The organism is Nonomuraea sp. 10N515B, assembly GCF_052245915.1.
Lineage (GTDB): Bacteria > Actinomycetota > Actinomycetes > Streptosporangiales > Streptosporangiaceae > Nonomuraea.
This window is the reverse complement of record NZ_JBQQBQ010000002.1, coordinates 347,488-372,600: the sequence shown is the minus strand read 5'-3', so window position 1 is coordinate 372,600 and position 25,113 is coordinate 347,488. Positions and strand designations below refer to the sequence as shown.

Below are 25,113 nucleotides of genomic sequence, written 5' to 3'. Positions count from 1 at the left end.
CCGATCGGAGTAATCATGTCCGCTTTGCCCGAGGCCGCAGAGCTTGCCCCCGACGACCACCCTGAGACCGAACCGGTGACCCCCTTGGTCGTCTTGGGCTCGGACACCGCCCCCGTGTGCACGGACGGAGTGTGCGTCCTGTGAGCACGCTGCGCATCGACATCTGGTCCGACGTCGTCTGCCCGTGGTGCTACATCGGCAAGCGACGCCTGGAGTCCGCTCTCGCCCGGTTCGAGCACGCCGACGAGGTGGAGATCCACTGGCACAGTTTCCAGCTCGACCCCTCCCACCCCAAGGGACACCGCGAACCGTCCTCCGACCGCCTGGCCGAGAAGTACGGCGCCTCACCCGCCCAGGTACGGGAGATGACCCAGCGGGTCACCGACCTGGCCGCCGCGGAAGGCCTGACGTACGCCCTGGACAAGGCCATCTCGGTCAACACGATCGACGCGCACCGGGTGAGCCATCTGGCGGCGCGGCACGGTCTCGGCGCGCGGATGCACGAGCGGCTGCTCAGCGCCCACCTGGTCGAGGGTGAGGTCGTCGACGACCCGGACACCCTGGTCCGCCTCGCCGCCGAGCTCGGCATCCCCGAGGACGAGACCCGGAAGGTCCTGGACGGCGACGCCTACGAGGACGCCGTGCAGGCCGACATCAGCGAAGCACGCAGCCTCGGCATCACCGGTGTGCCGTTCTTCGTGCTCAACCGCGCTTACGGCGTGTCCGGCGCGCAGCCGGCCGACGCCTTCCTGTCCGCTCTGCGCACCGCCCGCGAGCAGGCCGTCACGACGCGCTGAATCGCCCGGGTTCGAGTGTGGGCCGCGACCGACATGGTCGCGGCCCACACTCATGTCGTGCCCTGGATCACACACTGACGTCTTGCGTTGGGCGCGGATTAATTTTAGGTTAGCCTTACCTAAGTAAATCTTGGGTTCTGGGGGCATGCCCCTTCTCGTCTGTTCCCTCACAGGAAGAAGCCATGTCCATCCAGCTGCCGCCGTCCGCTGCGCCGCGCTCCGCCTACCCGGTGGACGTGCTCCCCCACTCCGTCCAGGACCGTCTCCTCGGCCTGGCGCGGTCCGGCACGCCGATCTCCGCCTACGTCTACGACGGCGAGGTGGCCGCCGAGCGGGCCCGCGAGTTACGCGCGGCGCTGCCCGAGTGGGCCGCCGTCTACTACGCGGTCAAGGCCAACTCCTTTCCCGGCGTCGTCGCGGCGCTGGCCCCCTACGTGGACGGGTTCGAGGTCGCCTCCGAGTCGGAGCTGGACCTCGCCCTCGGCCTCACCGGTACGGCACGGGTCGTGGCCGCGGGACCCGCCAAGTCCGTCCCCGTCCTCACCGCCCTGGTCAGAGCCGGCGTGGAGGCGATCAACGCGGAAAGCCTGCTCGAGCTCCACCGGATCAGCCGGATCGCGGTCGCCGAGGGCACCACGGCCAGGGTGGCGCTGCGCGTGAACCCGGCCGAGATCCCCGTCACGGGTTCCCTGCACATGGGCGGCGTCCCGTCCCAGTTCGGCGTGGCCGAGCCCGACGTGCCCGAGGTGTTGCGGGCCGCCGCCCGGCTCCCCGGTCTGGACCTGGTCGGCTTCCACGTCCACGCCGCCTCGGGCAACCTGGACGCCGAATCCCACGCCGCCTACCTGCGCTGGTGTCTGGACTGGAGCGTGCGCACCGCCGCGGGCAACGGCGTCGAGCTGCGCCACGTCGACATCGGCGGCGGCATCGGCGTCGCGTTCGAGGACGAGAAGCCCTTCGACGTCGCCCGCTTCGGCGAGCTGGCCGGGCAGGCCGAGCCGCCGCCCGGCGTGCGGGTGCTGCTGGAGCCCGGCCGTTTCCTGGTCGCCGACTGCGGCTGGTACGCCGCCGAAGTGACCGACGTCAAGACCTCCTACGGCAAGCGGTTCGTCGTCCTGCGCGGCGGCATCAACCACTTCCAGCTCCCCACGTCCTGGGACATCGTGCACAACATCGCGGTGCTGCCGATCGAGCGCTGGCCAGAGGGCTGCCCACGGCCCGCCGCCGAGGACGCCGAGGTCACGGTCGTCGGCGAGCTGTGCACACCGGAGGACACCCTGCTGCGCGACGTCCGCGTCGACCGGGTGCGGGCCGGTGACCTGGTCGTCTTTCCGAATGCGGGTTCCTACGGCTGGGAATTCGCCATGCATGCCTTCCTCGGTCACCCCGTGGCCGAGCGGCATCTGCTCTGAGCTCGTCCGGCCCGCCGGGCCGTACCGTCGTCCATCTCTGCCATCCGGAGCCTGAATGACTCTGCATCCGACCGACCTCGACCCCGCTGTCGGCATCGACGCCGTGCTGCGGCGGCAACGCGACCGGGAGTCCTCGGCGCGGACCTATGCCCGTTCGTTCCCGGTCGTCCCGGTACGCGCGCACGGCATGACGATCGAGGGCGCCGACGGCCGCCGCTACCTCGACTGCCTGTCCGGCGCGGGCACCCTCGCGCTCGGCCACAACCACCCGGTGGTGGTCGAGGCCATCAGGCGCACCGTGGACAGCGGGGCGCCGCTGCACGTGCTCGACCTGGCCACGCCGGAAAAGGACGAGTTCACCGAAGCGCTGTTCGCCACCCTTCCTCCCGCCTTCGCCGACCACGCGCGCGTGCACTTCTGCGGGCCCGCGGGAACGGACGCGGTGGAGGCGGCGCTGAAGCTCATGCAGACCGCCACCGGCCGCCGCGGGCTGCTCGCCTTCACCGGCGCCTACCACGGCATGACCGCGGGCGCCCTGGCCGTCACCGGCAGCGTCGCGGTCAAGGAGCCGGTGGCCGGGATCGCCGCGGACGTGACCCGCCTGCCGTACCCGTACTCCTACCGCTGCCCGTTCGGCGTCGGCGGGGAGTGGGGCGCGGAGCTGTCGGCGGCGTACACCGAACGGCTGCTCGACGACCCCTCCGGCGGTGTGGTGCCGCCGGCCGCGATGATCCTGGAGGCGGTGCAGGGAGAGGGCGGCGCGGTGCCCGCCCCGGACTCCTGGCTGCGCCAGATGCGCCGGATCACCGCCGAGCGCGGCATCCCGCTGATCGTGGACGAGGTGCAGACCGGCGTGGGGCGCACCGGCGCCTTCTGGGCGGTGGAGCACAGCGGGGTGCTTCCCGACGCGATGGTGCTGTCCAAGGCCATCGGCGGGAGCCTGCCGCTGGCCGTGGTGGTGTACCACGAGGACTACGACGGCTGGCGGCCCGGCGCGCACACCGGAACGTTCCGCGGCAACACGCTGGCCATGGCGGCCGGGACCGCGACCCTGCGGTACGTCGCCCGCGAAGGGCTGGCCGAGCGGGCCGCCGCGGTCGGCGCCCGGATGACGGCCCGGCTGGACGGGCTGCGCGGCGAGCTGCCCGTGATTGGCGACGTCCGCGGGCGCGGCCTGATGATCGGTGTCGAGCTCGTCGATCCCGAGGGCGAGCCCGACTCCTGCGGCGCCCGCCCGCCCGCGCCGCGTACGGCGGCCGAGGTTCGCGCCGCGTGCCTGGACCGCGGCCTCATCGTGGAGCTGGGCGGCCGTCACGACTCCACCGTCCGGCTGCTGCCGCCGCTGATCATCACGGACGAGCAGGCGGAGACCGTTCTGGACCGGCTGGCCGACGCGATCGCCGAGGTGACGGCTCCCCGCCTCACGGGGCAGCGGGCATGACCGCCGCCCTCGCGCCCGCGCTGTCCGGCGGCGTCTCCGGCGCCGCCGCCCTGGAGCCGATGGTGCGTACGGTGCTGGAGGCCCTGGCCGAGGGCGCGGCACGGCGTGGCGGGCCGATCCCCGCAGGCACCCCCCAGGAGCTCTTCGCACGAGTCGCCCGCGCCCTCACCGAGCCGAGCGGGCTCCGGGCCGGTCGTGCCTTCGCTGAGCCGGACGGCGGCGACGACGCCTTGCGCCGGTTGACCACGCTGGTGGCTGCGGGCAGCGCCGACCCGGCCGATCCGGCCTGCGCCGCGCACCTGCACTGCCCGCCGCTCGCCGTGGCGGTGGCCGCCGACCTGGCGATCTCCGCGCTCAACCCGTCACAGGACTCCTGGGACCAGGCTCCCGCCACCACCGCCCTGGAGACCCTGCTGCTGGGCGAGCTGGCCGAGCTGGTGGGATACCCGTCCACGGCCGCGGGCGTGCTCACCTCCGGCGGCACCGAGTCCAACCTCATGGGCCTGATGCTGGCCAGGGACCGGGTGCTGGGGCGCGCGAGCGGGCGCAGGATCGAGCGGACCGGTCTGCCCGCTGGCGCGCCGCAGGCGAGGATCTTCGCCTCCGCCGCCGCCCACTTCTCGGTACGGCGCGCCGCCGCCCTGCTGGGCCTGGGCGAGGACGCGGTCGTGACCATCCCCGTCAACCATGAGCTGCGGATGAGGCCCGAGGCGCTGGCGCAGGCGCTCCAGGAGTGCGTCCGGCAGGACGAGCTGCCCCTGGCCGTGGTCGCCACGGCCGGCACCACCGACACCGGCGCGATCGACCCGCTGAACGCCTGCGCGACCCTGGCCGCCGAGCACGGCGCCTGGACGCACGTGGACGCCGCCTACGGAGGCGGCGCGCTGCTCTCCGACCGGCTGGCCCCGCTGCTGGCGGGCCTGGAACGGGCCGACTCGGTGTCGCTGGACTGGCACAAGCTGGGCTGGCAACCCGCCGCGGCGGGGGTCTTCCTGGTGCGGCAGGCCGAGACGTACGCGTCGCTGGCCCGGCGCGCCGCCTACCTCAACCCGGCCGACGACGAGGGCGCCGGCTACTCCAGCCTGCTGGGGCTCTCCCTGCGCACCACCCGCCGCCCCGACGCCTTCAAGATCGCCGTCACGCTCGCCGCCCTGGGCAGGGACGGCCTGGGCCGCCTCGTGGACACCTGCCACGACCTGGCCCGCGCCGGGGCCGCGGCGGTGCGTACCCACCCCCGGCTGGAGCTGCACGCCGACCCCGTGCTGACGGCCTTCCTGTTCCGGTATCTCCCCGCTGATCCCGCCTCGGCGGACCGGGTGAACGCCGGGCTGCGGCGCCGCCTGCTCCGTGAGGGACGCGCCGTCGTCGGCCGTACCGAGCTGCCCGGAGAGGGGCCGGGCCGCGTCCGGCTCAAGCTCACCCTGCTCAACCCGCACGCGACGGCCACCGAGGTGGAGCGGCTCGTCCACCTGGTCGCCGCGGCCGGCGAGGCCGAGGAGGCGGCGCTGTGACCGATCTCGGGCGTCCCCATGGTGCGCCCCTTGGCCCGGACCCCCTCGACCATTCCGACCCCTTCCACGCGGGTGCGGCCGCGGCGATGGAGACGCTGCTGCGTGCCTACGTGCGCGAGACGGCGATCCCGGTCCCGGCGGCCGGCGGGGAGCTGGTGCTCGGCTTCCCCGCCAGCGGCGTGCGGCTGAGCGTCCCGGTGCGCTACCGGTCGGCGACGGGCTGGCACCGCTTCGGCGAGCCGCGCGTCATCGCCGAGCCGCCACCCGCCGGCGCCGCGCTCGTCGCCAGCGAACCAGTCTCCGCCGATCCGGTCGCCGGCGATCCAGTCTCCGGCGATCCGATCTCCGCCGATCCGATCTCCGCCGATGCCGCGCTCGTGGCCGCGGTCGCCATCCGTGAGGCGGTCGTGCGGCGGCGGTTGCCGCATCACCTCGGGTCTGACGCCGTCGCCCGGGTGCTGGACTCGGCCCGCCGTACCGGGACGTTCCTCGCGCGGCGGCGGGCCGAGGGCGGTGCGGCGCCGGCGCCGTTTCTCGAGGCCGAGCAGGCGCTGTTGCTGGGGCATCCGTTCCATCCGGCGCCCAAGAGCAGGCAGGAGGCGTCCGACGGGGAGCTGGAGGCATACTCGCCGGAGCTGCGCGGCGCGTTCCGGCTGCACTGGTTCGCCGCCGATCCGGCCGTCGTCGTGGGAGACAGCGCCGACGGGCGGTCCCCGGCCGAGCTGCTGCGCGGCCTCGCCGCCGGGCTGGAGCTCCCCGACGGCATGGTCCCCGTCCCCGCCCATCCGTGGCAGGCGCGCGAGGTGCTGCGCCGTCCCGAGGTGGCGGCGCTGGTCGAGGCGGGGCTGCTGCGACCGCTCGGGGCGGCGGGGCCGGCGTGGCAGCCGACCTCTTCGGTACGCACCGTGCATCGCCCGGACGCCGGCGTGATGCTCAAGCTCTCCCTCGGCATGCGGATCACCAACTCGCGCAGGAACAATCTGCGCGGCGAGCTGCGGCTCGGCGTCCGGGCCGCCCGCCTGCTGGCCGCCGGCCCGGGCGAGTGGCTGCGCGCCGAACATCCGGAGTTCATGATCCTGCGCGACTTCGCCTGGGTCTCGGCGGGCGTCGGCGGGCCGGAGACCGGGCTGGAGACCGCCATCCGCGACAACCCCTTCCGCGGCGGCCTCGGCGACGGTCAGTGCGTGGCCGGGCTGCTGGCCGAGCGCACGGGTCCGGGTGACGGCACACCGCCCCGGCACCGCGCGCTGCTGTCGGCCGCCACGGCACGCCTCGCCCGCGCGCACGGCGTCTCGATCGCCGAGGCGTCGGCCCGCTGGCTGGCCCGCTACCTCGACGTGCTGGCCGTGCCGCTGATCAGGCTGCACGCGCGGTACGGCATCGCGTTGGAGCCGCACCACCAGAACACGCTGGTGGCGCTGGACGGCGACGGCCTGCCGCGCGCGGGCTGGTACCGGGACAGCCAGGGCTACTACGTGGCCGCCTCCAGGGCGGAGGAGCTGGAGCGGCTGCTGCCCGAGCTGGCCGACGGCCTGGAGCTGGTCTTCGACGACGAGTTCGTGGACGAGCGGGTCGCCTACTACCTGGGGATCAACAACCTGCTCGGCCTGGTGGGCGCGTTCGGCGCGCTGGGGCTGGCCGACGAGGGCGACCTGCTGCGCGTGTTGCGTGCCGCGCTGGAGCGGCTGCGGGCGGCGGAGCCCGGCGCGAAGGGCCTGCTCGACCTGCTGCTCGACGCGCCTGCCCTGCGGTGCAAGGGCAACTTCCTGACCTGCGTGGACGGCCGTGACGAGCTCGTCGGGGACGTGCACACCCAGTCCGTTTACATCGACCTTCCCAACCCTCTCTCGGAGGTGCAGCGGTGACCACGTACGACCTGGTGGGAGTCGGCATCGGCCCGTTCAACCTGTCTCTGGCCGCGCTCTGCGACGGCGTGCCGGAGGTGCGCTCGCTGTTCCTGGACGGCAGGCGTGCCTTCTCCTGGCACCCGGGCCTGCTGATGGAGGGGACCGTGCTGCAGGTGCCGTTCCTCGCCGACCTGGTGACCATGGCGGATCCGACCAGCCCCTGGTCGTACCTGAACTACCTGCGGCACCACGACCGGATGTTCCCGTTCTTCTTCTCCGAGCGGTTCCACATTCCGCGCCGCGAGTACGACCACTACTGCCGCTGGGTCGCCGAGCGGCTGCCCTCCTGCCGCTTCGACGCCGGGGTGACCGGGCTGGAATGGGACGAGGCGGCCGAGGCCTTCGCGGTGACGTACCGGTCCGCTGCCGGGGCGGTCTCCCGCGTCCTGGCCAGGAAGGTCGTCCTGGGCGTCGGCACGGAGCCGGTCGTCCCCCCGGCGCTGCGCCCGCTCATGACCGAGGCGCACGCCGGTCGCGTGCTGCACAGCGCCGGCTACCGCGCCCACCGGGACCGGCTCGCCGCCGCGCCCGACGTCACGGTGATCGGCGCGGGCCAGTCAGGGGCGGAGGTGGTGCTCGACCTGCTGCGCTCCGGGGGGCCGTTCGTCCGCTGGCTGGCCCGTACGCCGGCGTTCGCCCCCATGGAGTACTCGAAGATCGGCCTCGAGCACTTCACCCCAGACTACATCCGGTACTTCCGCGGGCTCGAGGAGGCCGAACGGGAACGTCTCGTCCGCGAGCAATGGCAGCTGTACAAGGGGGTCAGCACGGAGACGCTGGCCGACATCCACGACGAGCTGTACGAGCGGACCATCGGCGGCGCCGAGCCGCCGGCCGCGCTGCACCCGGGTGCGGAGGTCCTGGCGGTCACCGCCACCACCACGGGCGACGCCGGCGGCTACACGCTGACCTGCCGGCACAGCCCCCAGGACGCGGTCTTCGAGATCCACACCTCGGCCGTAGTGGCGGCGACCGGCTACGCGGCGGCCCGCCCCGCGTTCCTGGAGCCGCTGTCCGACCTGGTCGACTGGGACGGCAAGGACCGTTACCAGGTCGACGGCGACTACCGGGTCGCGCTCGACCCGCGGGTGTCCGGCGAGCTCTACGTCCAGAACGCCGAGCTCCACACCCACGGTGTCGGGACGCCCGACCTCACGCTCGGCGCGTGGCGGGCCGCGACCATCCTCAACGCGGTGGCCGGGCGCACGGTGCTGCCCGTCCCCGATCGGGTGGCCTGGACGACCTTCGGCGCGCCCCGTGCTCCCGAGGCCGCCGGCCTGCCGGAGCCCGCGGCGCCACGTTCGGTGGGCTCGCTGCGGTGAGCCGTGCCAAGGTCGTGCTCATCTCGGTGATCGGCCTGCACCTGGTCGCCGAGACGTCTCTCACCCCTTTCCTGCCGCAGCTGTTCGAGCGGCTGTACGGCATCGACGAGCCCGGCGCCACCGGCCTCTACCTGTGGATCTGCCGCATCGTCGGGCTGGCCGCGCTGCCGCTGTGGGGGCTGGCGGCCCGGCGGTGGCCGCTGCACCGGCTGGTCCTGGCCGGGTTGTGCGGCTCCGCGGTGCTCGATCTGCTGCTCGGGCTCGCGCCCGGCTATGCCGCGTACACGGTGCTGTCGGCGGCCATCGTGACCACCAACAGCGCGCTGCTGCTGGCCTACCCGGCGTTCATCGCCGAGCACGACGCCGATCCGTCGGGCGGGGAGCGGGCCAGGCTGGCCGGGATCTGCTCGATCGTGGTGGTCTTCCACCTGTCGACCGTGGCCGCGACGCTGGTCGGGGCCGGGGTGCTCGCGCTGCCCGAGCCGCGGGTCGGCATCTCCGCCTTCGCCCTCCTGGACGTGCTCCTCGCCGTGCTCACCTACCGCGTGCTGGGCAAACGCGCCCCCATCGGCAGGGGTACGGCGGGCGGCGGAGGTGCTGCCGCCTGGAGGCGGTTCGGCGGGCTGGCGATGCTGGCGCAGGCGGCGCTGATCGGCGTGGCGTTCGACTTCTCGGTCAACGTGGCGCGGCCGTTCTTCACGGAGCTCGCCGGCGACCTGGGCAGCGGCTCCACCGGGTCCGCAGTGCTGTTCTTCCTGCCGAGCGTGGCCGCGCTCGCCGTGCTGCCCGTCGTGCGCCGCTGCCACGACCTGCTCGGTGACCGGCTGCTGCCGCTGGCCCTGGCGGTGGCCGCCGCCGGGCTGGCCTGGCAGGCGCTGTCGTCCTCGCTGCCCGGGCTGGCCGGCGGGCGACTGTTGTTCGGCGTCGGCCTGGGCGTCGGGCAGGTCGCCGTGGAGCTGTGGGCGTTCCGGGCCACCGGCACGGCGGGTCCGGCCTTCACCGCCGTGGAGACCGCCCGGTCGGCGGGCCTGCTGGCCGCGCCGGTGGCCGCCGCGGCCGCGGTCTCGTACGACCTCGCGCTGCCCCTTGCCGTCGCGGCGGCCGTCCACCTGCTCGCCACCGGCCTGTCTCTGCGACGTGTCCCCCTCCCCCGGCCGCAACCCGCTCTCATGTACTCCGAGGAGATCCGATGAACCGCCTCACCCGCGACACCTGGCAGCAGGCCGGCCGCCGCCTGCTCACCAAGGCCGTCGAGGAGTTCGCCTACGAGGAGCTGCTCCGCCCGGTGCCCGACCCCGCGGCCGGCCCCGACGCCTACCGGCTGGAGCTGGGCGACGGCGTCCGCTGGACGTTCCGCGCGGCCCGCGGCACGTTCGGGACCTGGCGGCTGGTGGACGGCACCGTGCGGCGCCACCCCGGCGACGGGGCGCCCGAGCCCGAGCGGCTGCTGCTCGACGCCAGGACGGTCCTCGGCTGGGACGGCCCCACCACCGCCGAGGTGCTGCGCGAGCTCACCGCGACCCGGCGGGCGGAGGCGGAGCTGCTCTCCCGCGCCCGGACCGCCGCCGAGCTCGCGGATCTGGACCACCTGGAGCTGGAGGCGTACCAGGACGGCCATCCCTGCATGCTGCTCAACAAGGGCAGACTGGGCTTCGCCGCCTCCGACGCCGCGGCCTACGCCCCCGAGTCGGCCGGCGCCGTCCGGCTGCTGTGGGCGGCCGTGCACCCCTCGCTGGCCGAATACTCCGGCGTGCCCGGGCTGGACGCCGAGACGCTGCTGGCCGAGGAGCTGGATGAGGAGACTCGCAAACGGTTCGAAGACCTGTTGCAGCACTCGGGCACGTCGGACGTGATGCCGGACCCATCCGCGTACGTCTGGCTGCCCGTTCACCCCTTCCACTGGGACGAGGCCGTCGAGACCCTCTTCGCCCCCTACCTGGCCGACGGCCGGATCGTCCTGCTCGGCGAGGGCCCCGACCGCTACCGGCCGCTGCAGTCCATCCGCACCCTGGCCAACCTGGACGATCCCGGGCGCAGGAACGTCAAGGTGCCGCTCGCCATCCGTAACACGCTGGTGTGGCGGGGGCTGTCCACCGAGCCGACCCGGGCCGCGCCCGACGTGACGGCCTGGCTGCACGCGCTGCGCGACGCGGACCCGTACCTGCGGGACGAGCTGCGCTTTCACCCGCTCGGCGAAGTGGCCTCCGTCGCCGTGCGCCACCCGCTGTACGACGCGGTCCACGACGCCCCCTACCGCTACCACGAGCTGCTCGGCGCGGTGTGGCGCGAGCCCGTGGCGGCGCTGCTGCGCGACGGCGAGCGGGCCAGGACCATGGCGGCCCTGCTGAAGGTCGGCTCGGACGGGCGCGCGCTGGCGGCCGAGCTCGTCACCCGCTCCGGGCTCGACGCCCGCGCGTGGCTCGCCAGGTTTTTCGCCGCCCTGCTGCCCGGCCTGCTGCACTACCTCTACCGGTACGGCGTGGCGTACTGCCCCCACGGCGAGAACACCGTGATCCTCTACGACGCCGCCGACATTCCCCTCGGCGTCGCGGTCAAGGACTTCGCCGAGGACGTCAACCTGCTGCCGGAGCAGCGTCCCGAGTACGCGGGGCTGTCCCCGCGCGCCGACGCGGTGCTGCTGCGCTGGCCCCCGGGCGAGCTGGCGCACTCGCTGCTCAGCGCGGTCTTCGCCGGCCATTTCCGGTTCTTCGCCCCGCTGGCCGAGGAGCACCTCGGCGTGCCGGAGGCGGAGTTCTGGGGCCTGGTCCGCGCCGAGATCGAGCGGTATCACGCCCGCTTCCCTGAGCTCGCGGACCGGTTCGAGGCGTTCGGGCTGTTCGCGCCCGAGTTCGATCGCGTGGCGCTCAACCGGGAGCAGCTGCTCGGCGGCGGCTTCCACGACCGCGCCGAGCGCGACGAGGGCTTCGACGTCGTCCATGGCACCGTGCCCAACCCGCTGTCGAAGGTGAGCTGACATGACCTACGAATGGTTGCGTGCCGAGGCCGAGGCAGGGCGGATCGAGGAGGTGATCGTCAGCGTTCCCGACCTGCAGGGCAGGCTGCAGGGAAGCCGCCTGGCCGTGCCGTACTTCCTGGACGAGGCGGCCCGGCAGGGTTTCGGCGCCTGCGTCTACCTGCTCGCCACCGACGTCGACATGGACACCGGGCCCGGCTACGCCATCGACGCGTGGAACACGGGCTTCGGCGACTTCGTCCTGCGTCCCGACCCCGCCACGCTCCGGCCCCTCCCGTGGGATCCCGGAACCGCGCTCGTCATCGCCGACGCCACCTGGCCGGGCGGTGAACCGGTCGAGGTGGCCCCGCGGCGGGTGCTGCGCACGCAACTCGACCGGCTGGCCGAGCGCGGGCTGGCCGCGTACGCCGGCACCGAGCTGGAGTTCCTGGTCTTCCGCGACAGTTACGAGGACGCCTGGGAGCGCCGCTACCACGGCCTGCGCACGGGCACCCGCTACAACGTCGACTACTCCCTCCAAGGGCTCGCCGGCATCGAGCCGGTCGTGCGCCGCGTCCGCCGCGAGATGATCCGCGCCGGGCTCACCATGGAGACCGCCCGGGCCGAGTGCCACGCGGGCCAGTACGAGATCGTCTTCCGGTACGACGAGGCCATGGCGACCTGCGACAAACACGTGTTCTTCAAGAACGGCGCCAAGCAGATCGCCGCCCAGGAAGGCGTCGCGCTCACCTTCATGCCCAAGTTCGACGAAGGCGAGGGCAACTCCTGCCACATCCACCTGTCGCTGCGCGCGAGCTCCGGCACGGACGACTCGTTCGTCTTCGCCGGTGACGACGACAACGGCATGTCGGAGCTGATGCGCCACTTCGTGGCCGGGCAACTCGCCTGCCTGCCCGATTTCGCGCTGCTCATGGCGCCGAACGTCAACTCGTACAAACGGCTGCGGCCGGGCGCGTTCGCCCCCACCGGCATCACCTGGGGCAGGGACAACCGCACCTGCCCGATCCGCGTGGTGGGCGCGGGCGGGTCGCTGCGCATCGAGCACCGCGTGCCCGGCGGGGACGCCAACCCCTACCTGGCCGTGGCCGCGGTGCTGGCCGCGGGACTGCACGGCATCGAGAACCGGCTGCCCCTGCCGCCCCCGCACGCCGCCAACGCGCTGGCCGACCCCGCGGTGCCGCGCCTGCCCACGACGCTGGCCGAGGCCCTGCACCGGTGGGAGACCAGCGAGATCGCGGCCAAGGCCTTCGGCGACGCGGTGCTCGGCCACTACGCCCAGGCGGCGCGGGCCGAGCTGGCGGCCTTCGAGACGGCGGTCACGGACTGGGAGCGCGTACGCGGATTCGAACGGCTGTAGGTGTTCCGGCGAACCCGGACCGCTGCACCGGCTCGCGCGGCGGAAAACCCGGCTCGCGAGGAGCCGGGTCTTCTCTGCCGGCCGCAGGACTAGAGACGCACCTTGACCGTCCCGGTGAACGTGCGCCCGTCGGTCAGGTGGCCGGTGATCGTGACCGACACCGTGCCAGCGTAGCCGGTGAGGGCGTCTCGGACGGCCTGGCCGTCGACGGCCAGTTCGCCGGTCTCCAGGGGGCGCGCCGGCAGGTCCACCAGCTTGCCGTCCGCGACGGCGCGGATCGTGCCGGGCAGCATCCGGCCGCTCACGTGCACGGCGAGCCGGTCGCCGTGCAGGGTGAGCTGGGCGGGGACGGGCGCTCCTGTGCTGAGGTAGGGAGCGGGCGGAGCGGCCATCCCGGTGCCGAGGAAGTAGCCGGTGTGCGGCGGCTGGTTGTAGCCGACGTTCTGCCAGGCGATGCCGAGCCGGTAGACCGGGTCGTGCATGAGCGCGGGGAAGCGGTGCTCGGTCGGGTACGGCGTCCCGTACATGCGCAGTGCCGTGGAGTCCTCGGTCCGCACGAGCACTTCTTCCCGCCAGTCGCCCAGCAGGTCGCCCTGGAGCGAGGGGTTGCCCTTGGTGGTGTTGCTGGAGTAGGTGCCGGTTGCGGTCAGCAGGTTGACCGTGGCCAGGGCCGCCGGGTCCCACTTGCCGATGGTGGGCACGCCCGCGGCCAGGTCGGCCGAGTAGGTGTGGTCGAGGATCTCGCGCGACAGGTCGCCGTCCCACCAGATGGTGTTGCTGATCGCCGGGGTCTTGGACGAGAGCGTCTGGCCGGTGGCCGTGTGCAGGCCGGCGCCGGTGGAGGCCCACACCTCCTCGCCCGGGTGGGCGGGGTCGATGTCGCCGGTCAGGCCGCGGCCGGTGTCCTGCCCCGTCCGCACGCCCCACAGGATCTCGCCGGTGTCGGCGTCGTGCATCTCCAGGCCGTAGGGCATGTTGGTGTGCTCGTGCACACCGACGATCTCCAAGCCGGGATGGCCGGGATCCAGGTCGCCGAGGTGCATGGCGTCGCCGTGCTCCAGGCGGGTGGTGTACAGCCCGGTGCCGTCGTCGTCCAGGGTCATCGCGCCATAGGCGATCTCGTCGCGCCCGTCGCCGTCGACGTCGGCGACCGACAGGTTGTGGTTGCCCTGGCCGCCGTAGCCGGGGTTGTCCGTGCTGTCGAAGATCCACCGCTTGGTCAGCTTGCCGTCCCGCCAGTCATAGGCGGCCAGCATGGACTTGGCGTAGTAGCCGCGGGTCATGACGATGCTGGGCAGCTCGCCGTCCAGGTAGGCCACTGCCGCCAGGAAGCGGTCGGAGCGGTTGGCGCTGCTGTCGCCCCAGTCGGCGATGTTGCCCCGGGCCGGTTGGAAGTCCTCGGTGTGCAGCGCCTTGCCGGTCAGCCCGTCGAAGACCGTGAGGTACTCAGGCCCGGACACGATCCGCCCGCTCGAGGTGCGGTAGTCGGCGGTCGCGTCGCCGATGACCGTGCCCGCGCCGTCCACGGTGCCGTCGCCAGTGCGCGCCACGAACTCGGCGCGGCCGTCCCCGTCGAAGTCGGCCACGAGGAAGGGGCTGTAGTGCGCGCCGGCGCGCACGTTGCGGCCCAGGGTGATCCGCCACAGGCGGGTGCCGTCCAGCTCGTACGCATCGAAGATCGTCTCACCGGTGTAGCCGCCCTGGGAGTTGTCCTTGGAGTTGGACGGATCCCACTTTAAAACGATTTCCAAGGCGCCGTCGCCGTCCAGGTCGGCGGCCGAGGCGTCGTTGGCCCGGTAGTCGTACGTCCCGCCGCTCGGCGTGACGCCGCCGGCCGGCTTGTCCAGGGGGATGTCCAGGTACGGCTGAGCCCACGGCCGCACCGGCGCGGACCTCGGCCCCTCCCGCCCGTCGACGACCGCCGCGACGCTGTAGGCGCCCTTGCCCGCGTCCACGTGGTTGGTCTTGTCCGTCTCGGCGATCAGCTCGCCGTCGCGATAGAGGCGGAAGCGCACCTGAGCCGGGTCGGTGCCCAGCAGCCGCCAGCTCACCAGGGTGCCCTCGCTGGTGGGCACCGCCACCAGCCCGCGATCCAGGCGCTCCATGCGGCGCAGCGGGTAGCGGGTGATCGGCGAGGTCAGCGTGGCCGAGGAGGCCGACAATCCGCCCGCCCCGGCGGCGAGGACCCGGTAGGCGTGCCGGTCGGCGGGCGGGTGCTCGTCCTCGAAGCCGGGCTCCCGTGTCACGCCCACGCGGACTCCGTCCCGATAGACGTGGTAGAGCAGCGCCCCCTCGCTCTCCTTCCACCGAAGGATCACCTTCTCGGTGGTCGCCGCGACCATGGCGAGCCCCTGGGTCGCGGCGGGCGCGGCCGCAGAAGGGTCTTTGACCTCGACCGCCAGTGGCGCGCCCAGCGTCCCGCCCGGCACCGCCACCGCGTACGTGTAGGTCAGGCCCAGCTCGGCGGTGGTATCGGTGTAGGTGGTCGCGGCGCCCGCGCTGGCACCCAGCCGCTGCCAGGGCCCCGCGGCTGTCTCGGCGCGGTAGACCTCGTAGCCCGCCGCTGCCCCGGCCGCGTTCCAGGCCAGCGTGACCGCCGGCGTCGCGCTCGCGGTGATGCCCGCCACCCGCAGCCCGGTGGGCGCGGTGGCCGGGCCGATGCGGACCGCGTTGACCCGGCCGTCGCGGCCGAAGGCCAGGTCGAGCCGGCCGTCGGCGACCGCGGCCGTGCCCGTGTAGGTGCTGTACGCGCCGGTGGCGGCGGTGATGACACCGCGACCGGCCCCCTCGATGGACAGCGAGGTGACGTTGGGCGCGATGGCGTCGCCGGAGACGACCGAGACCTCGTACTCGCCGTTGGGCACGTCCACGGCGAAGCCGTACTCGCCGGAGACGGTGAAGTCGCGGGTGAGCGGGTCGGCGGTGCCCCGGTCCCGGTAGCCGGCGGCGCGGTCGAGGCCGAAGCCGGTCTCGGCGCTGTAGAGGGTGGTGTGCGCGACGCGGGTGTACCCGTCGGCGAGAGGGCTGGTGGTCGAGCCGAAGTCGAACCTCAGGCCGTTCGCCGGGTCGAGCGGCGCCGCCAGGGCCGGCGTGGCCGACAGCGGCTGCGCCATGACGGATAAGGCCGTCACGGCGATCAAGATGAGCCTCACAGGCGTGCTCCTAGCCGAGTGATCGTATCGAAACGTTTTACCGGCTTGGGAAAGCGCTTGCCAAGCCTTTTTTTGGTTAGTCGTCTCAACTAATCTCTGCGGCCTTGTGCTTGCGGGAGCGGTAGTTCGCGACCTTGACCCGGTTGCCGCATTCCTCCATCCCGCACCATTGGCGGTTGCCGCCCCGGGAGCGGTCGATGAAGATGCGCGTGCACTCCTCCAGGGCGCACTCGCGGATGCGCAGCTCGCCGAGCTCGCCGAGCAGCTCGGCCGCCGCGCGGGCCACACTCGAGGCGACCGCGCCCGCGTCTCCGGAACGAACGAGCCCCGCCGGGGTCAGCCTCATCCGCGGCGGCGCTCCGGTGGCCTCCTGGTTGACGACGCGCAGATCGCCCTCGGGCCAGGGACGGCCGTCCATGGCCGTCGTCACGAGCCGGTAGGCGGCCTCCCGCAACGTGCGCAGCCGCCGAAGATCCGCGGCGTCGATGGCCGGCTCCTCGCTCGTCACCCCGGCCTCGACGGCCCATCGGCCGAGATCGGCGGGGGTGGCCAGGAGCTCCTCCGGCTCGGTGCGCCGCCATTTGAGCGTGCCCATGAAGTCGAGAGCGAGGTTGCCGCTGACGAAAATGAAGCTCACGACACCATCTTGACAGGTTACATATCGCTGCCGCAATCTTGCGTAACCTACTAAGCCGGTTACCGCACCCCCGATCTCGCGCAGGAGCCACATGTGATCACCGATGACGACTACCTCTACTACGTCGACCGCGCCCTGGACGGGATGGCCGGCATCGTCGCCGGTCTCGGCGACCGGCTCGCCAACACCAGGCCGCCGCTCCCCGGCGCCAACTCGCCGTACGCGCTGCTCACCCACTGTCTGGGAGTGGTGTCGTACTGGGCGGGGCAGCTCGTGGCCGGACGGGAGGTCGTCCGCGATCGCGACGCCGAGTTCGCCGCTACCGGCCCCGTCGGCCCGCTGCTGGACAGGGTGGCAGCGGTACGAGCCCGGCTCGCCGAGGACGTGCACGCCGCCGATCCCGCCGCACCGCTGCGCGGCACACCGCCCGCGGGCTTCCTCGGCCCGGACCGGGAGCTGACCCAAGGGGCGGCGCTGCTGCACGTCTATGAGGAGCTCGCGCAGCACCACGGCCAGATGGAGATCCTGCGCGACGCCATCCTCGCCGGGCGGCACACGGCGGTGACGTCGTGAACCGCCCGCCCGCCGACCTGTTCGAGGCCATCGACGTCGAACGGCTGCGCTCCGGGCACGGCGTCAAGTGGGGCTCCCTGCCCCACGGCACCATCGGGGCATGGGTGGCCGACATGGACTTCGGCGTCCCGCCCGCCGTCAGCGAGAGCATCCTGCAGGTCACGCGGCGCGCCGACTTCGGCTACCCGTACTGGCCGGATGCGGACCCGGTGATCGAGGCGTTCGAGGAGCGCATGATCACTCGCCACGGGTGGCGCCCGGAGCCCGGGCGGGCGCGGGTGTTCAGCGACCTGCTGCAGATTCTCCAGGTCATGGTCGAGTACGCCACAGAGCCGGGTGACGGCGTCGCCATCCACGTCCCCGCGTACCCGCCGTTCCTGGCGAGCATCGCCCGGGCAGGACGGCGCATCGTGCCGCTGCCCATGACGCGCGGCGAGACGGGGTGGCGCTTCCAGACCGACGGGCTCGCCGGGCACCTGCGGGAACAGGGCTGCCGCATGCTGGTGGTCGTCAACCCGCAGAATCCGACCGGCCGCGTCTTCACGCCCGCCGAGTTGGGTGCCCTGGCCACAGCGGCCGAGGACCTCGACCTGGTGGTGCTGGCCGACGAGATCCACGCCGATCTGGTGTTCGCCCCGCACCGGCACGTGCCGTTCGCCACGATCGGCACGGCCGCCGCGCGGACGGTCACGGCCACCTCGGCGACGAAGGCCTTCAACATCGCCGGGCTCCGCTGCGCCGTCGCACACATCGGCCCCGACCGGCTGCGCGACGCGCTGGACCGGGCCCCGCTCGACTTCTTCGGAACGCCGAGCACCCTCAGCCGGGTCTCCACCGTGGCCGCCTGGCGCCGCTCCGACGACTGGCTGGCCGCCCTGATGAGCACCCTGGAGCGCAACCGGCGCCTGGTCGAGGAGTGGGCGGCGACGCTGCCCTGGGATCCGCGCTATCACTCCCCGCAGGGCACCTACCTGAGCTGGCTCGACTTCACGGCAAGCCCGATCGGGACCGCCGCACCCGCCGAACACCTCGAACGCCTGGCGAGGGTCAAGCTCAGCGAGGGAGCCGAGTTCTCCCAGCACACCACGGTCGACACCGCCGCGTTCGCCCGGCTCAACTTCGCGACCAGCACGTCCAACCTCACGGAGATCCTCGACCGCGTCCTGACCGTCCCGTCCTGACCGTCTCGGACCACGCACAGAGCGGCGACGGCCGTTCTGGCGAATGCCGCGTCGTTCAAGCCTCGAGCGCTCAGGGCAAACGACACGACAGTCCCGAACGGGCGTACCGCAATTTTCATGGTCTCCCGCACGCCCACAGCAAGCCCGTCAATGCCGATACAGTTGAGCAAGCGTTGAATTCCCCTTCAACACAACCGATCTCATCGCCATTGACTTCGGGAGGGTTACCGCGTGACTTCAATCGCCGAGACCCCCGTTGGGCCGGAAGATTAGGGTGGATGACCACATCAGCGACCAGTATCTGTCCGGGCTCATGAATGCAGGCGTGAAGGGCTTTGCGGTCCAGGGCCAGTTCGTGGAGCTCATGATTCGAAGGCCAGGCTCCAGCCGATGCATAATGTACTGAAGGGCGCTACAGTACGTGCAACCATAACGTAATTGGAGCAACATCATGGTGAAGCGCATCGTGGAATCCTTTATCGATGACATCGACGGCAGCGACGCCGACGGAACCACAACGTTCGCTCTCGACGGGACGACCTACGAGATCGACCTGTCGGGTCAGAACAGGGAGAAGTTGGAGAAAGCCCTCGCCGTCTTCATCACCAAGGCACGCCCGGTCCGCGCCGACAGGGGCGTTCGCGGGCGACGTGGGGCAGCCGCCACCGGCCGGGCCATCAGCCGTGAGAAGTCCACTGAGATCAGGCGGTGGGCCAGGGAGCAAGGTCTGCCGGTGAGCGAGCGTGGCCGCATCGCCGCCAGCGTCGTGAAGCAGTACGAGGACGCCCACTGACCTAGCGACTCGCTCCGGCCGGCACCCCGGCGCGCAGCCGGGGTGCGAAGAACCGGGCATTTCAGCCAACCTTCCCCTGGCATGTGCAGCGTTCCGTGAACGATGTCTCCACCCGCGACGACACCCTGGCATGACTAGAGCCGGCTCGGGCACTAGCAGACACAGAACGTGCGGGAAGGAGAGACATGGCGTTGATGGGGCTGCGGGCACCGGCCCCAGTCTCTGGCGCGGTGGGTCTGGTCACCGGGGTGGCAGGCTGGCTGCTGGGTGGGGAGCGCGATGCGCGGGATGTGTGGGAGTGCCCCGGTCGCCTGCATATCGAGACGCACGGTGTGCACGGCCCGGGCGGCGCCCGCGTGGCGCGCCGGGTGGAGCGTACGCTGCAGGGGCATCCGGGGGTGCTGTGGGCTCGGGTGAACGCCCCGGCGTGCCGGGTGGTGGTCGCGTTGGCCGACCCGCCGCCGCCGCGCCGGGAGCTGGTGGCTCTGGTGGCGCAGGCCGAGTCCGCTCCGATCAACGTCGATGAGGAGATCGCCGAGGAGGAGCTGCACCACCCCGCCGAGGGCCCGGCGCGTACCCGCGCGCTGCCGAACCTGGCCGTCGACACGGCCGCGCTGGCCCTGTCCGGTCTCACCCGGCTGGCGCCGTGGGCGCCGCTGCCGACCGAGCTGGCCGGTCTCATCTCGGCGGCTTCGCTGCATCCAGGACTGCGTGAGGTGGCCGCCGACCACCTGCACGGGCAGGAGCGGGCGGAATCGCTGGTCTCCATGGCCGCCGGACTGACGCACGCCCTCGCGGCGGGCGGGTCGGGCGTGGTGCTGGACGTCGCCCAGCGGATCGGCCAGTGGCAGGAGGCCCGGGCCTCTCAGCAGGCGTGGCAGGAGGCCGAGCCACGGTTCATCCGCGGTCCCGAGCACGCCGGAGCCGATCCCGTGGTGGTCGAGCGCCCGTGCCGGCTGCCCGACGGCCCGGTGGAGCGTTACCAGCGGCGGGTGCTGGCCTTCGGCGCGGCCGCGGTGCCCGCGGCCACGCCGTTGGTGGGGTGGCGGCGGGCGGCGGCCGTGGGTCTTGCCACGCTGCCCAAGGCGACCGAGGCCGGACGGGCCGCGTTCGCCTCCCACCTGGGGACGGTGCTGGCACGGAGCGGCGCGCTGGTGATGGACCGGGCGGTGCTGCGTCTGCTGGGCCGCCTCGACACGCTCATGCTGGACGAAGTCGCCCTGCGCTCGAATCGGTGGGAGCTGACCGACCTGGTCCCGCTGGCCGGGGTGGACGCCGGCGAGGTGGCCGAGGCCGGTTTCGCGTTGTTCGCACCCGACGACGTCCGGACCGTCCGCCGTTCTGGCGAGTGGGTGCTGGGGCCGGTCGAGGAGCTGGAGCTGCGCGGCCGCACCGGGGCACGGGAGCGGCGGCGGCTGGCCAAGGGCCGGGCCGAGGTGGTCCTCGGCCTGGCCAGGGGCCGGCGGCTGGATGCCGTGATGGCGGCAGAGAGACAGACCGCGGCGGGCCTCGACGCGGTGATCGGCGCGGCACGCCGCGCCGGCCTCAGAATCGTGCTGGCCACCGACGACCAGCGGGCGCGGCCCGGCTACGCCGACGCCGTGGTGGAGCGCTCCCGTGGCCTGACCGCCGCGGTCCGCGAGCTCCAGGCCGACGGCGGAGCGGTCATGATGATCTCCGGCGATCGGCGGGCGCTGGGCGCCGCGGACTGCGGCATCGGCGTGCACCAGGACGGCTCCCCACCGCCGTGGGGCGCGCATGTGCTGGTCGGATCGGAGCTCGGGACAGTGGTTCTGCTGGTGGAGGCCGTGGCGGCGGCTCGCTGCGTGGACCGCGATTGCATCATGCTGGCGCAGGCGGCCACCGGCATCGGCGCGGTGGCCGCGCTGGAGGGCGGGCCGGCGCGGCCGGCCGCGCGGAGCATCGCGGCGGTCAACGCCGGCGCGGCGCTGAGCTTCTTCGACGGGGTCTGGCGCGCCCATCACCTGCACACGCGTACGCCCACGCGCGCCGCCGCCCGCCCGCCCTGGCACCTGATGCCGCCGGCGGCCGTTCTGCGCCGGCTCGACACCACCGACGGCGGGCTGACCGGCGACGAGGCACGACGGCGGTGGCGGGCCGGCGGTCGCCTGGAGCCGTTGGGCACCAGCCTGGGCACGGCGTTCATGGAAGAGCTGGCCAATCCGCTGACCCCTATCCTGGCCGGCGGGGCGGCGCTGAGCGCGGTCGTCGGATCGCTGGTGGACGCCGGGCTGGTGGCCGGGGTCACCGGGCTGTCCGCGCTGACCGGCGCCGTGCAGCGGGTACGCACCGACCGTGCCCTGGCCGACCTGATGGCGCGATCCGCGGTCGGGGCCACCGTCCGCCGCGACGGCATCCACCGTGTCGTCACCGCGGAGCAGCTTGTGCCGGGCGACGTGGTCCGGCTCGGTCCCGGCGACGTCGTCCCCGCCGACTGCCGGTTGCTGGAGGCGGAGGGGGTCGAGGCCGACGAGTCGTCGCTGACCGGGGAGTCGCTGCCGGTGGCGAAGGACCCGGCCCCGGTGGTCGCCGCGGAGGTCGCCGAGCGCCGCTCCATGCTGTACGAGGGCACGACGCTGGCGGCCGGCCGGGCCGTGGCGGTCGTCGTGGCGACCGGCGCGGACACCGAGGTGGGGCGCAGCATGGCGGCCGCCCGGCAGAGCGCGCCCACCACCGGCGTCGAGGTCCATCTGCGCCGGTTCACCCGCCGGAGTCTGCCGGTGGCGTTGGGGTCGGGGGCCGCGGTCGTCGGGGCGGGGCTGCTGCACGGCACGTCGGTCCGCGAGAGTCTGGGCGCGGCGGTGAACCTGGCGATCGCGTCGGTGCCCGAAGGGCTGCCGTTCCTGGTCAACGCCGCCCAGCTGGCCGCCGCCCGCCGGCTGGCCGACCTCGGCGCGCTGGTGCGTAACCCGCGAACCATCGAGGCTCTGGGGCGGGTGGACGTGTTGTGCTTCGACAAGACCGGCACCTTGACCGAAGGCCGGTTGGCGGTGCGCGAGGTTCACGACGGCGCCCACGGCTGCCCGCCGCAGTCGTTGGACGAGCCGTGCCGGGCCGTGGTCGCGGCGGCGCTGCGGGCCAGCCCGGACGCGCGGCATCCCCATGACCTGGCGCACCGGACCGATCGCGCCGTCGTGGAGTGCGCGCGCCGGGCCAGGATCCGGCCGGGAACCGGGCACCGCGGCTGGCACAAGGTCCTCGTGCTGCCGTTCGAGCCGTCGCGCGGCTTCCACGCCACCCTCGGCCGGTCGGGCAAGGACATCCTGCTCAGCGTCAAGGGCGCACCTGAGGTCGTGCTGTCCCGCTGCCGGCGGCGCCTGCTGGCCGGCTCCGAGCGAGACCTGACGGACGGTGAGCGCGCGGCCATGACGGAGCTGGCCGAGCGGCTCGCCGGAGCCGGCCACCGGGTGCTCGCCGTAGCCGAGCGCCGCATGGCGATCACGCCGGACGAGGTCGACGAGAACGCGATCCGCGACCTGGTGTTCCTCGGCTTCCTCGCGCTCGCCGACCCGGTGCGCACCAGCGCGGCCCCGGCGGTCGAGCACCTGCGCGAAGCCGGTGTGCAGACCGTCATGATCACCGGCGATCACCCGGCGACGGCCGACGCGATCGCGGCGACCATGAACCCCGGACACAAACCCAACCAGATCATCACCGGGGCGGAGATCGACCGGCTCGACGACGCCACGCTGGACCGGCGGCTGCCGGAGATCGACGTGATCGCCCGGTGCAGCCCGGCGCAGAAGGTCCGCATCATCCAGGCCTACCAGCGGCAGGGCAAGGTCGTCGCGATGACCGGCGACGGGGCCAACGACGCCGCCGCCATCAGGCTGGCCGACGTCGGCATCGCGCTCGGCCGCCGCGGCACCCCGGCCGCGCAGGCCGCCGCCGACCTCGTGGTCTCCGACGACCGGCTGGAAACGATCATCGAGGCGCTGGTGGAGGGCCGCGCCATGTGGTCGTCGGTACGGCACGCGCTGGGCATCCTGCTGGGCGGCAACCTCGGCGAGATCGCCTTCACCGTGCTCGGCACGGCCCTGACCGGCCGATCCCCGCTCAATGCCCGCCAGCTGCTGCTGGTCAACCTGCTCACCGACCTCGCGCCGGCGCTGGCGATCGCGCTGCGTCCGCCCAGCAGGTACGACGTCGCGCACCTGCTCCGCGAGGGCCCGGACATCTCCCTCGGCCAGCCGCTCACCCAGGAGATGACGACCCGGGCCCTGGCCACCACCGCCGGAGCAGGCGGCGCGTGGCTCGCCGCCCGCCTCACCGGCCGCTCCCGCCGCGCCTCCACCGTGGCACTCGCGGCCCTGGTCGGCACCCAGCTTGGCCAGACCCTGCTGACCGGCGGCCTGGACCGCAACGTCTTGACGGCCGGCCTGAGTTCGGCCGCCGTGCTCGCCGCCGTCATCCAAACGCCGATCGTGAGCCGCTTCTTCGGCTGCACCCCGCTCGGGCCGATCGGCTGGAGCATCGTCCTCGGCAGCGCCACTGCCGGGAGCGTCCTCGGCGCCGCGCTCAGCCGGTGGACACCCGCGTTCCTCATCGCTGAGCCCTCGACCGAAGCGCCCATCGAGGCATGAAGGCCCCTCAAGCGCATCGCCTCTCGTGAAAGTTTCACCTGCACAACCCGAGGACAGTCCTCCCTCTCTCAGCCGCCTTGCCACCCGTGACCTCGCCCGACTTGCCCGCTCCCGGCGGGGTCGGCGCGCCGTAGCGAGGAGGTCGCCGCATGACGCCTTTCCACGCCCGGTGGCGGGTGCTTAACTCTGCTCACCCCACGGAAAGCGCTTACCAGCCCCGGGTAGGCGCCTACGACGAGCCCCCACGGAGACGAACGATGCGCTTCAAAGCCGTCATCGCGTGCGCCGGCCTGTTAGCCGGCGTACTCGTCGCACTCTCACCCTCGGCCGCGCAGGCCGCCCCCACGCGCTATGAGGCCGAGACCTCGCCGGCGACCTGCACCGGCACCATCGACTCCAACTGGGCCGGCTACTCCGGCAGCGGCTTCTGCAACGGCAACAACGCCTCCGGCGCCTACGCCCAGTTCACCGTGAACGCCTCCGTCGCCGGCACCGCGACGCTGGGCATCCGGTTCGCCAACGGGACCACCACGGCGCGGCCCGCCGGCCTGATCGTCAACGGATCCACCGTGCAGACCCCGTCGTTCGAAGGCACCGGCGCGTGGTCGACCTGGGTCACCAAGACCGTGACCGTCTCGGTGAACGCCGGCGGCAACACCATCCGCTTGAACCCGACCACCGCCGCCGGCCTCCCCAACCTCGACTACCTTGATTTCGAGGCCGGCAGCCAGCCACCGCCCACCCCGGGCTGGCCGACGCCGACCGGGCAGGTCGGCGTGAACGGCACCGTCGAGGTGCCGGCCAGCGGCCTGGACGGCGGCATGCGCCGTTACTGCTGCATCGGCGACGGCAGCCAGGAGGAGAGCCAGGACCCGATGTTCCGGCTCGCCCCCGGTGCGACGCTCTCCAACGTCATCATCGGCGCGCCCGCCGGCGACGGCGTGCACTGCACCGGCCCCTGCACGCTGCGCAACGTGTGGTGGGAGGACGTCGGCGAGGACGCGGCCACGTTCCGCGGCAGCGGCTCGCCCGCCTTCCTCGTGGACGGTGGTGGCGCCCGGTCGGCCGGCGACAAGGTCTTCCAGCACAACGGCCCCGGAACGCTGACCGTCCAGAACTTCCAGGCCAGCAACTTCGGCACGTTCTACCGCTCGTGCGGCAATTGCTCGACCCAGTATCGGCGGAACGTAGTGATCCGGAACGTCACGCTGACCCGTCCGGGCAACACGGTGGCCGGCGTCAACGTCAACTACGGTGACACGGCCCGGTTCACCGGGATCACGATCGTCAACGACCCGAGCCGGGCCATGGTGATCTGCCGCAAGTACAACGGCAACAACACCGGCGACGAGCCCACCCAGGTGGGCACCGGAGCGGACGGCACCAACTGCATCTACTCCTCATCCGACCTCACCTACCGGTAGCCGGCGACGGCGGGCCGCCGTGCCCGCC

Annotated in this window: 16 protein-coding genes; 14 read left to right on the top strand and 2 right to left on the bottom strand. The window is 73.0% G+C overall.

All coding sequences use genetic code 11. The features are described 5' to 3' along the window. Positions 1-140 precede the first annotated feature (140 nt). From ACTWQA_RS04115 to ACTWQA_RS04075, 9 genes are all read left to right on the top strand, one after another. A complete protein-coding gene (locus ACTWQA_RS04115) occupies positions 141-797 on the top strand; it encodes a DsbA family oxidoreductase (RefSeq protein WP_443157953.1) in 657 nt (218 codons plus the stop codon). A 182-nt stretch (positions 798-979) separates the two neighbouring features. Then, entirely contained in the window at positions 980-2,209 is a 1,230-nt protein-coding gene (locus ACTWQA_RS04110; protein WP_443157952.1) for a hypothetical protein, read from the top strand. Between the two features lie 55 nt (positions 2,210-2,264). After that, positions 2,265-3,650 carry a diaminobutyrate--2-oxoglutarate transaminase gene (locus ACTWQA_RS04105; RefSeq protein WP_443157951.1) on the top strand — a complete coding sequence of 462 codons (1,386 nt, stop codon included), beginning with the start codon at positions 2,265-2,267 and terminating at the stop codon, positions 3,648-3,650. After that, the gene (locus ACTWQA_RS04100; protein WP_443157950.1) at positions 3,647-5,161 is read left to right on the top strand and encodes a pyridoxal phosphate-dependent decarboxylase family protein; all 1,515 of its coding nucleotides are present in this window, start codon (positions 3,647-3,649) and stop codon (positions 5,159-5,161) included. The genes ACTWQA_RS04105 and ACTWQA_RS04100 overlap by 4 nt, the downstream gene beginning before the upstream one ends. Then, positions 5,158-7,026 (top strand): IucA/IucC family protein, encoded by a 1,869-nt coding sequence (locus tag ACTWQA_RS04095; protein WP_443157949.1) that lies wholly within the window; start codon positions 5,158-5,160, stop codon positions 7,024-7,026. Before ACTWQA_RS04100 ends, ACTWQA_RS04095 begins: the two co-directional genes overlap by 4 nt. Beyond that, a complete protein-coding gene (locus ACTWQA_RS04090) occupies positions 7,023-8,390 on the top strand; it encodes a lysine N(6)-hydroxylase/L-ornithine N(5)-oxygenase family protein (protein ID WP_443157948.1) in 1,368 nt (455 codons plus the stop codon). The genes ACTWQA_RS04095 and ACTWQA_RS04090 overlap by 4 nt, the downstream gene beginning before the upstream one ends. Then, on the top strand, positions 8,387-9,583 hold the full coding sequence (locus ACTWQA_RS04085) for a hypothetical protein (RefSeq protein WP_443157947.1): 1,197 nt from the start codon (positions 8,387-8,389) through the stop codon (positions 9,581-9,583). The genes ACTWQA_RS04090 and ACTWQA_RS04085 overlap by 4 nt, the downstream gene beginning before the upstream one ends. After that, complete coding sequence (locus tag ACTWQA_RS04080; RefSeq protein ID WP_443157946.1) at positions 9,580-11,364, top strand: IucA/IucC family protein; 1,785 nt, start codon at positions 9,580-9,582, stop codon at positions 11,362-11,364. Before ACTWQA_RS04085 ends, ACTWQA_RS04080 begins: the two co-directional genes overlap by 4 nt. A gap of 1 nt (position 11,365) precedes the next feature. After that, positions 11,366-12,721 carry a glutamine synthetase family protein gene (locus ACTWQA_RS04075; RefSeq protein ID WP_443157945.1) on the top strand — a complete coding sequence of 452 codons (1,356 nt, stop codon included), beginning with the start codon at positions 11,366-11,368 and terminating at the stop codon, positions 12,719-12,721. 89 nt (positions 12,722-12,810) lie between these two features. Here ACTWQA_RS04075 and ACTWQA_RS04070 read toward each other — a convergent pair whose 3' ends face one another. Further along, positions 12,811-15,873 carry a rhamnogalacturonan lyase family protein gene (locus ACTWQA_RS04070; RefSeq protein ID WP_443157944.1) on the bottom strand — a complete coding sequence of 1,021 codons (3,063 nt, stop codon included), beginning with the start codon at positions 15,871-15,873 and terminating at the stop codon, positions 12,811-12,813. An 85-nt stretch (positions 15,874-15,958) separates the two neighbouring features. Then, positions 15,959-16,510 (bottom strand): CGNR zinc finger domain-containing protein, encoded by a 552-nt coding sequence (locus ACTWQA_RS04065; RefSeq protein WP_443157943.1) that lies wholly within the window; start codon positions 16,508-16,510, stop codon positions 15,959-15,961. Positions 16,511-16,603: 93 nt separating this feature from the next. Between ACTWQA_RS04065 and ACTWQA_RS04060 the strand changes: the two genes are divergently transcribed. The 5 genes from ACTWQA_RS04060 to ACTWQA_RS04040 all read left to right on the top strand — a co-directional run bounded on the left by ACTWQA_RS04060 (position 16,604) and on the right by ACTWQA_RS04040 (position 25,085). Then, a complete protein-coding gene (locus ACTWQA_RS04060; protein ID WP_443157942.1) occupies positions 16,604-17,083 on the top strand; it encodes a mycothiol transferase in 480 nt (159 codons plus the stop codon). Next, on the top strand, positions 17,080-18,264 hold the full coding sequence (locus ACTWQA_RS04055; RefSeq protein ID WP_443157941.1) for a MalY/PatB family protein: 1,185 nt from the start codon (positions 17,080-17,082) through the stop codon (positions 18,262-18,264). Before ACTWQA_RS04060 ends, ACTWQA_RS04055 begins: the two co-directional genes overlap by 4 nt. Before the next feature lie 451 nt (positions 18,265-18,715). Then, positions 18,716-19,057, top strand: a complete 342-nt coding sequence (locus ACTWQA_RS04050) for a histone-like nucleoid-structuring protein Lsr2 (protein WP_443157940.1) — start codon at positions 18,716-18,718, stop codon at positions 19,055-19,057. A 185-nt stretch (positions 19,058-19,242) separates the two neighbouring features. Next, complete coding sequence (locus ACTWQA_RS04045) at positions 19,243-23,661, top strand: HAD-IC family P-type ATPase (protein ID WP_443157939.1); 4,419 nt, start codon at positions 19,243-19,245, stop codon at positions 23,659-23,661. Positions 23,662-23,918: 257 nt separating this feature from the next. Then, positions 23,919-25,085 carry a pectate lyase gene (locus tag ACTWQA_RS04040; protein ID WP_443157938.1) on the top strand — a complete coding sequence of 389 codons (1,167 nt, stop codon included), beginning with the start codon at positions 23,919-23,921 and terminating at the stop codon, positions 25,083-25,085. The last annotated feature ends 28 nt before the right edge of the window (positions 25,086-25,113 follow it).

Coding starts and splice junctions, on each gene's coding strand:
- ACTWQA_RS04110 (WP_443157952.1), top strand. CDS start 980: ATGTCCATCCAGCTGCCGCCGTCCGCTGCGCCGCGCTCCGCCTACCCG.
- ACTWQA_RS04105 (WP_443157951.1), top strand. CDS start 2,265: ATGACTCTGCATCCGACCGACCTCGACCCCGCTGTCGGCATCGACGCC.
- ACTWQA_RS04100 (WP_443157950.1), top strand. CDS start 3,647: ATGACCGCCGCCCTCGCGCCCGCGCTGTCCGGCGGCGTCTCCGGCGCC.
- ACTWQA_RS04080 (WP_443157946.1), top strand. CDS start 9,580: ATGAACCGCCTCACCCGCGACACCTGGCAGCAGGCCGGCCGCCGCCTG.
- ACTWQA_RS04075 (WP_443157945.1), top strand. CDS start 11,366: ATGACCTACGAATGGTTGCGTGCCGAGGCCGAGGCAGGGCGGATCGAG.
- ACTWQA_RS04050 (WP_443157940.1), top strand. CDS start 18,716: ATGGTGAAGCGCATCGTGGAATCCTTTATCGATGACATCGACGGCAGC.
- ACTWQA_RS04045 (WP_443157939.1), top strand. CDS start 19,243: ATGGCGTTGATGGGGCTGCGGGCACCGGCCCCAGTCTCTGGCGCGGTG.
- ACTWQA_RS04040 (WP_443157938.1), top strand. CDS start 23,919: ATGCGCTTCAAAGCCGTCATCGCGTGCGCCGGCCTGTTAGCCGGCGTA.